The 13,062-nt window shown below is 43.2% G+C and carries 15 protein-coding genes; 11 read left to right on the forward strand and 4 right to left on the reverse strand.

All coding sequences use genetic code 11. The features are described 5' to 3' along the window. The first annotated feature begins 210 nt into the window (after nt 1-210). On the forward strand, nt 211-942 hold the full coding sequence (locus ACEN2G_RS04820) for an MBL fold metallo-hydrolase (protein ID WP_442020339.1): 732 nt from the start codon (nt 211-213) through the stop codon (nt 940-942). Nucleotides 943-1,062: 120 nt separating this feature from the next. Then, nucleotides 1,063-1,707 (forward strand): type B chloramphenicol O-acetyltransferase, encoded by a 645-nt coding sequence (gene catB / locus ACEN2G_RS04825; RefSeq protein ID WP_442020340.1) that lies wholly within the window; start codon nt 1,063-1,065, stop codon nt 1,705-1,707. 131 nt (nt 1,708-1,838) lie between these two features. Here catB and ACEN2G_RS04830 read toward each other — a convergent pair whose 3' ends face one another. Beyond that, entirely contained in the window at nt 1,839-2,114 is a 276-nt protein-coding gene (locus ACEN2G_RS04830) for a type II toxin-antitoxin system RelE/ParE family toxin (protein WP_442020341.1), read from the reverse strand. Next, nucleotides 2,111-2,398 carry a damage-inducible protein J gene (locus ACEN2G_RS04835; RefSeq protein WP_442020342.1) on the reverse strand — a complete coding sequence of 96 codons (288 nt, stop codon included), beginning with the start codon at nt 2,396-2,398 and terminating at the stop codon, nt 2,111-2,113. The genes ACEN2G_RS04830 and ACEN2G_RS04835 overlap by 4 nt, the downstream gene beginning before the upstream one ends. 122 nt (nt 2,399-2,520) lie before the next feature. Here ACEN2G_RS04835 and ACEN2G_RS04840 point away from each other — a divergent pair, with 122 nt between their 5' ends. The 4 genes from ACEN2G_RS04840 (at nt 2,521) to ACEN2G_RS04855 (ending at nt 5,319) form a co-directional block, all read left to right on the forward strand. Then, the gene (locus tag ACEN2G_RS04840; RefSeq protein WP_442020343.1) at nt 2,521-3,393 is read left to right on the forward strand and encodes an SOUL family heme-binding protein; all 873 of its coding nucleotides are present in this window, start codon (nt 2,521-2,523) and stop codon (nt 3,391-3,393) included. Nucleotides 3,394-3,498: 105 nt separating this feature from the next. Further along, the gene (locus ACEN2G_RS04845) at nt 3,499-3,714 is read left to right on the forward strand and encodes a TIGR02450 family Trp-rich protein (RefSeq protein ID WP_442020344.1); all 216 of its coding nucleotides are present in this window, start codon (nt 3,499-3,501) and stop codon (nt 3,712-3,714) included. A 101-nt stretch (nt 3,715-3,815) separates the two neighbouring features. Beyond that, the gene (locus tag ACEN2G_RS04850) at nt 3,816-4,256 is read left to right on the forward strand and encodes a phosphate-starvation-inducible PsiE family protein (protein WP_442020345.1); all 441 of its coding nucleotides are present in this window, start codon (nt 3,816-3,818) and stop codon (nt 4,254-4,256) included. 187 nt (nt 4,257-4,443) lie between these two features. After that, complete coding sequence (locus ACEN2G_RS04855) at nt 4,444-5,319, forward strand: alpha/beta hydrolase fold domain-containing protein (protein WP_442020346.1); 876 nt, start codon at nt 4,444-4,446, stop codon at nt 5,317-5,319. A 364-nt stretch (nt 5,320-5,683) separates the two neighbouring features. On the opposite strand, the gene rlmF is transcribed toward ACEN2G_RS04855, so the two are convergent. Next, nucleotides 5,684-6,637 (reverse strand): 23S rRNA (adenine(1618)-N(6))-methyltransferase RlmF, encoded by a 954-nt coding sequence (rlmF, locus tag ACEN2G_RS04860; protein ID WP_442020347.1) that lies wholly within the window; start codon nt 6,635-6,637, stop codon nt 5,684-5,686. Nucleotides 6,638-6,910: 273 nt separating this feature from the next. Between rlmF and ACEN2G_RS04865 the strand changes: the two genes are divergently transcribed. Together ACEN2G_RS04865 and ACEN2G_RS04870 are read left to right on the forward strand one after the other, a co-directional pair. Beyond that, nucleotides 6,911-7,660, forward strand: a complete 750-nt coding sequence (locus ACEN2G_RS04865; protein ID WP_442020348.1) for a 2,3,4,5-tetrahydropyridine-2,6-dicarboxylate N-succinyltransferase — start codon at nt 6,911-6,913, stop codon at nt 7,658-7,660. A 9-nt stretch (nt 7,661-7,669) separates the two neighbouring features. Then, the gene (locus tag ACEN2G_RS04870; RefSeq protein WP_442020349.1) at nt 7,670-8,932 is read left to right on the forward strand and encodes a PLP-dependent decarboxylase; all 1,263 of its coding nucleotides are present in this window, start codon (nt 7,670-7,672) and stop codon (nt 8,930-8,932) included. A gap of 595 nt (nt 8,933-9,527) precedes the next feature. Here the strand turns inward: ACEN2G_RS04870 and ACEN2G_RS04875 are convergent. After that, nucleotides 9,528-9,998: an FKBP-type peptidyl-prolyl cis-trans isomerase gene (locus ACEN2G_RS04875; protein ID WP_442020350.1), complete on the reverse strand. Its 471-nt coding sequence runs from the start codon at nt 9,996-9,998 to the stop codon at nt 9,528-9,530. A 378-nt stretch (nt 9,999-10,376) separates the two neighbouring features. On the opposite strand from ACEN2G_RS04875, the gene ACEN2G_RS04880 reads away from it, so the two are divergent. The 3 genes from ACEN2G_RS04880 (at nt 10,377) to ACEN2G_RS04890 (ending at nt 12,909) form a co-directional block, all read left to right on the forward strand. Further along, the gene (locus ACEN2G_RS04880) at nt 10,377-10,625 is read left to right on the forward strand and encodes a DUF3297 family protein (RefSeq protein WP_442020351.1); all 249 of its coding nucleotides are present in this window, start codon (nt 10,377-10,379) and stop codon (nt 10,623-10,625) included. 280 nt (nt 10,626-10,905) lie between these two features. Further along, a complete protein-coding gene (locus ACEN2G_RS04885) occupies nt 10,906-11,487 on the forward strand; it encodes a DJ-1/PfpI family protein (RefSeq protein WP_442020352.1) in 582 nt (193 codons plus the stop codon). A gap of 483 nt (nt 11,488-11,970) precedes the next feature. Then, a complete protein-coding gene (locus ACEN2G_RS04890) occupies nt 11,971-12,909 on the forward strand; it encodes a 5'-nucleotidase (RefSeq protein WP_442020353.1) in 939 nt (312 codons plus the stop codon). Nucleotides 12,910-13,062 lie beyond the last annotated feature (153 nt).

Raw genomic sequence — 13,062 nt, forward strand, 5'->3', positions numbered from 1 at the left:
GGATTAACCCCCAACGCATATGCGCAGCAACTTAATGCTGCTTAAACTGGTGTCTACTTTAGTCGGGCCATTCCATTGCTCTTACTCAAAACTCATAACTCATAACTCATAACAAGGCCAATCACACACGCCAGCAAGCTGGCTGAACTCGGTACGTTCGCCTGTGTTGGCGTTATGCGAATAATTCCTAACCACAGATAACGAGTAGAAATGTCTAACTTCAACCTCCCCATCGTAAATGAGTGGTATGACACCAAGTCCTATCCAGACAACGTCACCAGAATTTCTGAAAAATATATCGATCCTTACTGGTCAGGTAATATTTGGGTGATTAAGGGCTCTGAAGCCAGCTTGATTGTCGATACCGGGACTGGGATCGTATCTCCTATTCCAATAATTGAATCGATTACGAATACACCATTAATAGCGGCCGCATCTTGCCATTATTATGATCATGCAGGAGGTCTTCACTATTTCGACCGGCGATGCAGTCACCCTCTTGATGCCGCAGTTATTTCTGATTCCACAAACGACATGGGCGCAGGCAACTTTAATCAATTTGCTGTATTTTCCGGGTTGCCAAACAAAGAGTTCAAATTGGGGGCATATCATCCTATCAGTGCAATACCCACTGACTTACTCAGCGACGGCTTCATCTTCGATTTGGGTAATCGGAGTATCGAAGTTCTCCACATTCCAGGACGCACTCCGGGAAGTCTAGTATTTTGGGAAGAGAAAACTGGCTACTTATTTGGTGGCGAAACTTTGTTTGTCGACCCATATCTAAATGATTTTCCACCTAAAGATGTGCAACTTTACGAAGACGGTTTGAAACGTCTTTGTCAATATCCGGTATCAACTATATTTGGTGGTCACTTTGAACCATTTTCTGGAAAGGAACTCATTGATTTAGTGGGGAGTGAAGTTGGGCGCTATCACTAAGTTTCGCATAACAAGACGTTTCAATCTGACTCCGCAAACTGTCACGTTTTTTGTTCCAAAAAGCCTGCCAGTTCGCTACGAAGTTGCGCTTGGCGTTATAAGCTTCCAAGAGGAATCAAGTTGAACAACTATTTTGAAAGCCCTTTTGTGGGTAAATCGTTGAAAGAACAAGTCACGAACCCAAATATCATTGTGGGTGAGCACAGTTACTATTCTGGTTATTATCATAATCATAGTTTCGATGATTGTGCTCGTTACTTGCTGCCGGATAGAACTGATATTGATAAGTTAATTATTGGAAGTTACTGCTCAATTGGTTCTGGTGCTGTGTTTATGATGGCTGGGAATCAAGGACATCAAAATAACTGGGTCAGTACATTTCCATTTTTCTATCAAGACAATGAAATTTTTTCGGATGCTAAAAATGGTTTTGAGCGTTCGGGTGACACAGTTATTGGTAATGATGTATGGATTGGCACTGAAGCCATGATTATGAGTGGTGTATCTGTCGGAGATGGTGCAATTATCGCAAGCCGCGCAGTCGTTACCAAGGATGTAGCTCCGTATTCAATAGTCGGCTCAAACCCAGCCAAACATATACGTTACAGGTTCACAGAGGCTGAGATATCTCAGTTGTTAGAAATGAAGTGGTGGGAATGGAGTGATGAACAAGTTAAGGGAGCTATGAGCTTAATGTGTTCTTCAAATATCGATGGTCTTTATGATTATTGGAAAACGTTAGTAGGCCTCAGTAATAGCTCATAACTTCTGTGGAATTTTCAGTCAATTTGCCTTTAAAAACTAGAACCTTATCTGCCGTGACTCTGGTAAACAAAGAGTGCTCTTTTTCGTTGCAAAAAAAGTTCTGTTCCACATCAGTTATACCGTTCTATTTACTACGTCGGAAATTTTTGTTTCTGATGTAATACTCTCATGATACGAATGACAGAGCCATCAACTGAATAGGAAACGATCATTGATATCTCAGGGATTATGAGTAATCGACCTTTTATATGATCTCGTTGCACGCCCATTAATGGGTGCCGAAGTAGGTTTTCTACTTTATCTTCAATGACCTTATCTGCTTTATCTGCAGCCGCAGGATTAAAGTCATAAAGAAATTCAAAAATTTTTTCTCGGTCGTTCAGAGATCCTTCTTCCCATAAGATCACTGATTAACACTCCGGCTGCGGATCTTAGCTTTGCGCTCTGCCATTATGGATTTAGCTTGGTCATGCTCAATAAAAGTAGACCTGCCGGCATCTAATTTGTCAAAAGCGAAGTTTACCTGCTCACTTAGCCAAGCATCATGAGATAAGACTTTACGTTGTTGATCTGCCAATTGTTCTGTCAGGTCCCTGCAAGCCTCACTGAGGGTACGGCCTTGGCTTTCAGCCATTTGTTGGGCTAGGCGCTTGGTTTCTTCATCGACTCGAAACTGAATTCTAGTATCCATAAGAGCATCCAACTTGTTGCGTGTGCACAAATGTTAGCACCAGGCAACTAACAAGGCCAATCACAATCGCCAGCAAGCTGGCTGGACTCGCTAACGCTCCCTTTTGTTGGCGGCGTTAAGTAATGGCGCATAACTTTCATGCCAATGGCTTCTATAGAAGCTTTCTTAACATGGGTGGTTTATCGTGTGCTATTGAAGCTCTGTTAATTTGGCTTGTTAATTTGCAACGTCGCCAATATTACTTCTCCGGTGAGCGGGGCGTTAGGCATCAAGACCAATGCGATGTGCCAGACCTTCAGGCAAGGGCTATCCTTTTAGAGCCATTGTCGGTGGGACGAACCAGAACAGGAAATTACGAGCATGTTGAAATTAGCGCGGGCTTTTTGGGGCACACTTATCACATTGGTGTTCATGGGAAATGCTATGGCGGTGGAGGAAGCGAAATACACCGTAGTGTTGAAGCCGACCAATTCGAGCTTCGAAAATACGAATCACACCTCCTCGCAGAGACTACAGTAGATGGCGATTTTGAAGATGCGGGAAATGAGGCGTTTGGTCGCTTGTTCAAGTACATCTCAGGAGACAACCAGCAGCAACAGAAGGTGGCCATGACTTCGCCAGTTGGGCAGGTTCCTTTGAGCCAGAAGATTGAGATGACATCACCTGTGGGTCAACAAAAACAAGAGGGTAAATGGATTGTTAGCTTTATGATGCCAGCCTCCTTCACGCTGGAGACAATTCCAGAGCCCAAAGACTCGGCGGTATCTATACGGCAGGTTCCAGCACGCTACATTGCCGCTGTACGTTACTCGGGGTTCTGGAATGAAAAGGCCTACCGCCGCAACTTGGCTAAGTTGAATGAATGGATTAAAAAAAATGCCCTAGCACCGAACGGACAGCCAATCTGGGCAAGATACAACCCTCCATTCATGCCTTGGTTTCTTCGGCGTAACGAAATTTTGGTGCCGGTTGCGACCCCTAACATGAGCAATTAAGCGCCGATTCTAATGAGCCAATGGGTTGTGGCCGCGGGCTCTCTCTGAGCTGCACTCCGGTAGAGCGGTTTAATTTAAGCGTTAGGTGCCTAATAGGGATCTCGAATGAATAAAATTAATCCAAAGAAATTACTCAATAGTAAATGGACAGCAGTGAGCCCAGCGAAAAAGGAAAAACACTTTTTAGTCTCTGAAGTTGAATTTGATGAAGAGGGTGTTGTTGTTTCATGTTGCATCGAGGCTGTCATGTCAAAACGCTCAATTTCGATAGATTGGCGTGATCTGAAAGATGAAAATAACTGGACTCATGGCTGGAAATAAACTGACAGGCGCTAAGAGTTACCTAAAAATTCAAGCAAGAAGGACGTGCTTACAGCGCGCCTCTTCTTGAAGCGCCATACTAAAATAGGAGTTTATTCTCAATGAGTAAAAGCATAGATACAGCCGTTTCTTTTGTTCATAAAGTAAAAAAATGGATGTCGTTTATCGTACTTGTATTGATGACCATAATTGTTTCAATTGCGATTGTAGAGCTTGGCATAATTCTTTATTTAGATATATTTGATGCTACTGATGATGTTCTTTTTCTTGAAATAGATGAGTTGTTTAAAATATTTGGCTTCTTTTTCATTATCCTAATTGGATTTGAGCTTGTAGAGACAGTGGAAATGTATTTTAAAGAAAATGTCATACATGCAGAAGTGGTCTTATTGGTGGCAGTTATAGCTGTTTCTCGTAAGGTGATTTTACTTGATCTAGAAAAATACGACCCCTTAGCGATAATAGGTTTGGGTGTGATTATTCTCGCTCTAGGAGGTTGTTATTGGTTTATCAAACAAAGTTATAAAGTAAAAAGCGTATGAAAATAAACTTAACCGAACTCTGTAATGTTTACCTCTTTTTTTACGAAGACACGTACTAATAGCCTGTTGTTTTGATTAAAGCTAAGTAACCGGTCGAATCAGGATGAACTCTTTAAAATTTATCTAACTCTTAGGTCACGCTATGTATGCAAAGGTAATCTCAATATTGTGTTGTTTTGGGGCGGTAATGGCAGTTACATCGTGCACAAGCTATCAACAAAATGATAGTTATTCGCAAGGTTTCAGACATGCTTATAACGTTAATAATGGCAATTCGGTAGATTTTACTGTTATCAAAGATATTAATTATTCAATTACTGACTGGCCGCAGTCATTGGCGGCAGACTTTTATTTACCTAAAATTTTATCACCAGAAAAAAATAATTGGCCTGTGGTATTGATGGTGCATGGCGGTGGCTGGTCTGGGCGTGATCGCAGCGATATGGACTCGACATCAAAAAAGCTAGCGAAGAAAGGCTATGCCGTTTTTAATGTGAGTTATCGATTTACCCCTGAATTTATTTATCCAGCACCCGTTCAGGATTTACAACTAGCACTGCTTTGGCTACAAAATAATGCCAAAAAGTATCAGCTTGATTTGGAAAGAGTGAATGCTTGGGGTTATTCATCTGGTTCACATTTAGTTACCCAATTAGCTAGCGTCAAGCCAGGAGAAGCCCAAACACTTGATTTTTCGCCGCCTCTGCCAAAAATTCGAGCGGTTGTTGCTGGCGGTATTCCTGCAGACTTGAGTCAATATAGTAATAGTCCTATTGTGGTTCCTTTTTTGGGCGTTAAACGCGATGAAAACCCTCAGCTATATAAAGAAGCGTCACCTATTACTCATGTTTCATCGGACGATCCTCCGGTATTTTTATATCATGGCAAGCTCGACCAATTAGTCGAAAAAGAACAGTCTATAAATTACTACCACGCTTTGCGTAAGGCTGGCGTACCCGCTGAGTTATACCTACATCCATTGTGGGGACATTTTGCTATGTTTCTCTTTGGCTGGGATGCCGAACATAAAGCCATCGATTTTCTTAATCAATATAATTATTGATATTTTATTTCACGAAATTCAAACCTTAATTTTAGAGTAAGTAGATCGGTATAACAGATGTGGAAATGAAAAAAATATTTTTTTGCCACGGAAGAACACGGAACTCACGGACGCAGTTCACGTGCGACAAGAGCCCAAAAGCCTTTGATGGATAAGAGCTACTTTCAGATCTGATCACTATTTTTCAGTGGATTCAGTGGCAAAAAAGTCTTTCGTTTTTAAAGAGCAAACTAACCATAAAACTCCAAAGAAGTTATGAGTTATTACTTAAGTCGACAGATCTTCTAACAAGGCGCTAAAGCCTCGGGCCCAGTAATATGCGCGACTTGGCTTTAACGCTGGCTATTTCTTTGGATAAAAATATTTAGATAAATGTCCAAGCCAATATTCTGGTAATTTTATTTCCCTGTTTCATTTCTATTTCTCGTATGTCGACGGCGCCAAGCTTACTAATCAATTTTTTTGCAGGCTTTACATTGTCAACTTTCGATACCAAGCTGGTAAACCAGCGGCATTGAGTAGCAAATGTTTGGCTTTCTTTGATTAGTTTTTTAAGGAACATGCGTTCGCCACCCTTGCACCATAGCTCTGCATCTTGACCACCAAAATTTAGCGTGGGCGCTGTGGATGTTTGCTCACCGCGATGACGCGCAAGGTTGTTGACTTTAAGCTGGCTGCCTTTGCGTGCTTCATCTTCTGAAGCATGAAAGGGTGGGTTGCATACGCTGATATCAAAGAGTTCGCCCGCTTGAATGATACCGTTAAAAATATGATTTTTATCGTGCTGGGTGCGCAGTGCGAAGCTGCCTTTTAGCTGGGGGTTGTGAGCGATAATCGAAGCCACGTTCTCAAGCGACTGAGCATTAATATCACTGCCCACACAATGCCAACCGTAGAGTTGGCAGGCTAATAGCGGGTATATGCCATTTGCCCCCGTGCCTATATCGAGTAAGGTGATTCTAGGTTGGCTACTCACCAGATCTATCGTCGGCTCGCTCACCCCAAGTAACTCTGCTACATAATGGATGTAGTCGGCGCGGCCGGGGATTGGCGGACAAAGCGCACCTGCTGGAATACTCCAATCGCTAATGTGGTAGTGGTACTTTAATAGCGCGGCGTTTAAAGCGGTGACTGCCAGTGGGTCGGCAAAGGCGATGGAAAGGTTACCGTAAGCGTTTGCTTTTACATAAGGGGCCAGTGGCGGGTAACTTTTTTTGAGTGCGGGAAAATCATAGCCTTGCTGGTGTAGATTTCTCGGGTGCAGGCCTTTGCGATCAGGCTTAGCTGGATAATGTTTACTTGAATAAAGTGTGCTCACAGTGATAGGCCCGAGATGTAAAATTCAAAAGTGGGGTCGATATTCGCTAATCGATGATTATAACCTTAATGTATGAATGCGGGATACGTAACAACCCATCAGCCATTCTTGCTAGGTGATTGTCTTATCGGCCTTGGCTAGCTTTCTCGGTGTATTGTGTTGTTACATAGATGAAGAACTGACTGATTAGGGTTAAGTCATGATGTGAGTTTGTACTGTTAATGCTGCAGCAACCTACTCTTTAGATTCCACTAACTTGCGAGAAGTAAATTCATGACGTGGCAACAAACATTAGCAGATCTAGAAACCGGTAAAGTGCGCGCCGCAGCACAAAATAGCAGCGGTATTTGGCAAGTGAATACGGCGGTAAAGCGCGCCATTTTAGCGGCATTTGCAGCCGGAAAAAATACTGAGTTTACGGGGGCATATCATGGCTTTGTGGATAAACATACCTTAGCTGCGCGTGAGTTTACCCTTGCCGATCAGGTGAGAATGGTGCCTGGCGGTTCATCGGTGCGTGCGGGTGCTTATGTGGCGCCGGGCGTGATTATTATGCCGCCAGCCTATATCAATATTGGCGCTTTTGTTGATAGCGGTACCCTGATCGATAGCCATGCACTGATTGGTTCCTGTGCACAAATCGGCAAGCATGTGCATGTGTCTGCCGCGGTGCAAATTGGTGGTGTGCTGGAGCCCATTGGCGCGAGGCCGGTTATTATTGAAGATAATGCCTTCTTAGGTGCTGGGGTGATTATTGTGGAAGGCGTTGTGGTGAAAAAAGGCGCTGTGATAGCACCTGGGGTGTCGTTGTCTGCGTCGGTACCGGTTTATGACTGTGTTAATCAGCTGGTATTGGGGAAGGGTGCCGATATTCCCGAAAATGCGGTAGTGGTACCCGGAACCCGACCTGTTGCGGGTGCTTGGGCTGAGTTGCAAGGGCTTAACATGGCGTGTGCGTTAATTGTGAAATACCGCGATGACAGCAGTAATGCCGCTTTAGAGTTGGAAGCTGTACTGCGCTAGGAGCAAAAAATGACTGCCATGTTACATTCAACAATTAGGCCAAGCTGGCTTAGAAAAGCGGTACTTGAACCACTGGTAGCGCACCATAAAGCGCTGAAAAAGAGTGCTGAAACTAATCCAGATGAAGCCGGCTTTTTTCTTTATGATTTAGACTTTCTTCAGCAACACGCGTCTATGCTGATGCGCCAAGATGTGGTTAAGCTGTGGTTTGCGGTAAAAGCCAATCCCTTGTCGCGGGTAATAAGCACATTAGCGCAGCAAGGGTTTAATTTTGATGTTGCGAGTCAGGGCGAACTCAGCCAAGTGCTAGCACAAGATGTGCCCGCTGCGCGCATTCTTAATACGGGTCCTGCCAAGTCACAGCGGCAAATGAAAGCCTTTTTAAGCCAAGGTGTTCGCACCTTTGTGGTGGAGAGTGTGAATCAGTTGTACTGGCTTAACCAAGCCGCGAATGAATTATCTTGCCGGCCGCAAGTGTTGCTACGCGTGCAGTTGCAATGGTCTGAGGGCGAAAAAAATCCTTTAGGTGGCAACGAAGTGACGCCTTTTGGTTTATCTTGCCAAGCGTGGCAAACGGTCAAAGTCAGCGACTTTCCTGCGCTAAATATCAATGGTTTACATATTTTCCAATGGGGAAACATGCTCAGCAATGAGCGCCTGTTTGAGCTCTGGTCGCAAATGGTTACGCCCTTGCTGGCGCTGGCTACACAGCTAGCAATGAGCTTAGAGGTATTAGATTTAGGCGGCGGGCTCGGGGTGGATTATTTACAAACAGGGCAGGGATTAAGCTGGCCAAGCATTGTCGCCGATTTAGCAATAATAAAAGCACAAGCAGGGGTGAGGGAGCTTTGGTTAGAGTTAGGGCGTTTTGCCGTCGCTGAAATGGGCTATTACGTGACCTCTGTGGTGGATCGTAAAGAGAATTTTCAGCACCAACAATTAGTACTCGCTGGCGGAATTAATCATTTAATGCGCCCAGCTATTACCGAACAGCCTTTTCCTGTGGCTATGCTCAGAGCGTCATTAGCAAAGCTTAGTTATTTTGATCTTCATGGCCCACTTTGTACCAGTTTAGATAAATTGGGCACAGTGGCGCTCGCCTGTGATGTAGACGTTGATGACTCATTAATCTTTGGTTTTGCAGGTGCCTACGGATTTACTGAAAGTATGCCCTTTTTTCTCTGCCATTCCATTGCGGCTGAATATGTGTTGCAGCACGGTAAGATTGAACAGGTGCGTAGTGCAGAGCCCGCTTCATGGTATTTACGCTAGCGGGGCCTATGAGGTTATTTTAGCTTTACTGAGGCTGGATAATATTTATCACCAAGATTTTTATTAAATTTTCTATTCGCTATAAGATTTATCGCTGCAATTGTGGCCGTGATGCAGGCCTAAATCGCAGTGAGTAGGTAAAGCGACTCCTTGATAGATTTTCTGCGGTGAATGCTACTTAATATAAGTAATACCTCGAAACTAATGTGGATTTTGTCGAAATTTTGCTTTTAAAGACTCAAGACTTCTTCGCCACGTCTCTTTGCTACGATAAGCACTGAACTCACGGAAAAATTAAGATTAAGACCAAAACGAACATTGACTTGGTAAGACCTTACAAGAGATATGCTGTTGGTTTGTCGCTCTTCGTCCGTGGGTTCTGTGCCTCTCGCAACAAACAAGCGTGGCAAAAATAGGTTTAAGTGTTCGTTTTTTCTTTGCCAAGTTGGGCAGTAGCATACAACCACATAAGTTATGTGTGATTACTTATGCCCTTTTAACGTGCGTTAGTTGCACGGTAACAGGGCATTTTTATGTTTAATCGCTTTTGCTTCTCTTTGGTTAAAATATAGCCGAATAGAATATTGAAACCAGTTTATTGAATAGCTAGCAGCTCTACTTCAAAAACAAGTAAAGAGCCGGGCTCTATGGCCCCCGCAGGGCTGTTGCCGTAAGCGAGTTTTGATGGGATAAAGAATTTAAATTTATCGCCCACCACCATTAGCTGCACACCTTCCGTCCAGCCTCTTATAACTCTATTTAACGGGAAACTAATAGGCTCATTGCGATCTACTGAGCTATCAAATACGGTGCCGTCTAATAATGTGCCGTGATAATGCACTTTTACGGTAGAGCTGGCAGTGGGGTGAATATTGCCTTCACCTTTATTTAATATTTGATATTGCAAGCCAGAAGCGGTTTCTATTACGCCTTCATTGTTTTTGTTGGTTACTAAAAATTCTTTGCCAATGGTTATATTTTCAAGTGCTGCCTTTTTATGGTTTGAATTTCTAATAACATAAAATGCCACAATCAAAATTATTGCTGCCAAAATAACAAATTTCATTATCGTTCCTATTAATGTTGAATACTTGCATTCTAACACTCGATTCTTTTTGTGGTAAGGGGTATCTCAATACGGCGCTAACGAGATAGAAATAGCTAATGCTTAGAGGTATTGAACCTGTGGTTGGCCACAAACCACTTGCTCTAGGGATTGCCTTGGCGGATTTGCCATTGTTAATGACCCTGTAAAGGGCTTGAGGATAAGATGACAAGGTTCAAGCCCTGCTTTAAACGCCAAGCTTTCAAGCGGTACAAGAGGTTGCTTATTTATACGCCAACCATTGAGATTGCTTGCCCTAAGTAGCCATTGCAGCTGTTGAGGGTTAGGCTCATTTTGTCTACAATGGCGCACTTTCTATCTCTATATGCTAGGTCAATCATGAACGATACTAAATCGCTACCAGAGTTACCGGATCGCCTGTCGACTAACCCTCGTAGCCCACATCATGTGGCAGAAATTTTTGAGCACAACATTGGTATTCGCCTCAATGGTAAAGAGCGTTTCGACGTGGATGAGTATTGCATCAGTGAAGGCTGGGTAAAAATTTCTTCACCTAAAGCGCTAGATCGCCGTGGCCAACCCTTGCTGATTACCGTCAAGGGTACGGTTGAAGCTTTTTATAGCTAAGCTATTTTTAAGTTGTCTTATTAAAGAGTCTAGAATACCTAGACTCTTTTTTTATATCTAATTAAAAGTGTAATGTCGGTAATTTTTTATTCGTAATGGTTAATCGGTAGCTGGTTTTTTCATTAAAATTTCATATAACTAGGCTATGGCGCTGTGTTAAATATTCATTTTTATTTTTGTGATGTTATATTTGGCCGAGCAGGGCTTGCTCTATAGGCGATTGAGTGTTGTACTTCATTTTCCTAATTTCAATTTTTATGTATTACATAAGGAACATCTGATGGCGGCTAAAAATATTTTGATGTTGGTAGGCGACTACGTTGAAGATTATGAAGTGATGGTGCCTTTTCAAGCGTTGCAGATGGTTGGCCATACGGTACACGCAGTTTGCCCGGGTAAGAAAGCGGGTGACTTTGTACGCACGGCGATCCACGATTTTGAAGGTGATCAAACCTATAGCGAAAAGCCGGGCCACAATTTTGTGCTGAACTTCGACTTTGCCGATGTGAAGGCTGAGGATTATGACGCCTTAGTGGTGCCCGGTGGGCGCTCGCCCGAGTACTTGCGTTTGAATGTGACTGTGTTGGAGTTGGTACAAGCGTTTGATGATGCGAAAAAGCCTATTGCGGCTGTGTGTCATGGCCCACAGTTACTAGCGGCGGCAGGCGTGTTGAACGGGCGTGAATGTGCAGCTTACCCTGCTTGTGGCCCTGACGTAGAAATGTCAGGTGGGCGTTATGTGGAGCTTGAGGTAACCGGTGTGCACCTTGAAGGTAACTTGGTGACGGCGCCTGCTTGGCCGGCGCACCCAGCATGGTTGGCGGGTTTTCTAACGCTACTGGGTACCAAAATTACTTTATAAATTTTTTTACGAGCGCCTAGCTTTGCCAAGGCGCTCGTTTAGTTTATTGATTTTTAATGCTATTTGTTCTTTTTAGCGTCTTTTTGGGCTTTCTTCTCTTTGGCTGTTAATAGCGGTTTTTTCTTGACGTCTTTTTTACTGTCTTGTCCTTTGCTCATGATCTGTTCCTTTAAACCTAAAGCCAAATAAGCCAGTGAATGGCAGGATTACGCATTGGACTCTGCCTGAACCGTCCAATTTTTTACGTGACGGTCTTAGTATGGCCTAAGGGCTGCCAATAGATACTAATGTTTTTTGCTGTTACGGCCTTTGTGGCTGCAAATAACGAATAATCACTTCCATGTTTTTATGTTTAGCCATATTTTTGTATTTTATAAATAAAATGTGAACCATTATGGTTGCCGCAAAGAGATTTATTAATCGTTAGGGCAATAAAAATATATTTTATTTATACTTATTATTTATAAAAATGGAGTGATTGTTATGGCCTACGATTTAAATAACAGATTAGTCATAGGTGTTGCTTCAAGCGCTATGTTTGATTTAACTGAGTCGGATACGGTTTTTTGTATTCAAGGCGAAGAAAAATATCGGGCTTATCAAGCAGCAAATATCGATAACCCACTGGGCAAAGGTGTTTCCTTTTCTTTTATCAAGCGCTTACTGTCTCTCAATCACTTGAGTCTTGATCAAGAAGACCCGCTGGTGGAAGTGGTGTTATTGTCGAGTAATGACCCCGATACGGGGTTGCGGGTGATGAAGACTATTGAGCATTATAAGTTGCCTATTTCTCGAGCAATCTTTATGCAAGGCAAGTCTCCTTATGAGTACATTCCTGCTTTAAATATTTCATTATTTTTATCTGCCAATGCGGTTGATGTGAGAAAAGCGATTGGCATGGGTTATCCGGCCGGTCATGTGATGGCATCAAGAATGGTCGATGAAGAGGGGGATGACTTAAGGATTGCCTTCGACTTTGATGGCGTGTTGGCCGACGATGAGTCTGAAACCGTGATGCACAATACCAATGATGTTAACCAGTTTCATGACCATGAAACTAAAAACGTATTACAGCCCCATAATCCCGGGCCATTAAAAGAGTTTTTAGTGAAAATATCAGCGATTCAACGGCTGGAAGAGCAAAAGAAACGCACCGAACCTGATTATAAAAACAAACTGCGAGTATCCATTGTGACAGCTCGTAATGCGCCTTCTCACGAGCGTGCGCTCAATACCTTAAAAGGTTGGGGTGTGATGACCAATGATGCCTTTTTTCTGGGTGGCGTAGATAAAAGCCTCATATTAGGCATTCTTAAACCGCATATTTTCTTTGATGATCAAACGCGTCATTTAGACTCCACCAGTTCGGTGGCGCCGTCTGTGCATATTCCCTTTGGCGTGAAGAACGAGGACACAAGCTGATAATATTCACTTCAGAAATATGGTCCAGCAGGTGCGACTACCCTAAATGGAGCTGCGGGCGGCGGCCATCCATTATTTCAGCTGAGTAAGAGCCTGCCCCTTGGCTTTCATCTTCTGATAAGCTGGCTTAACATTCATGTTACTGCCCGACTG

The sequence above is a fragment of the Oceanisphaera sp. W20_SRM_FM3 genome (assembly GCF_052119705.1).
Lineage (GTDB): Bacteria > Pseudomonadota > Gammaproteobacteria > Enterobacterales > Aeromonadaceae > Oceanimonas.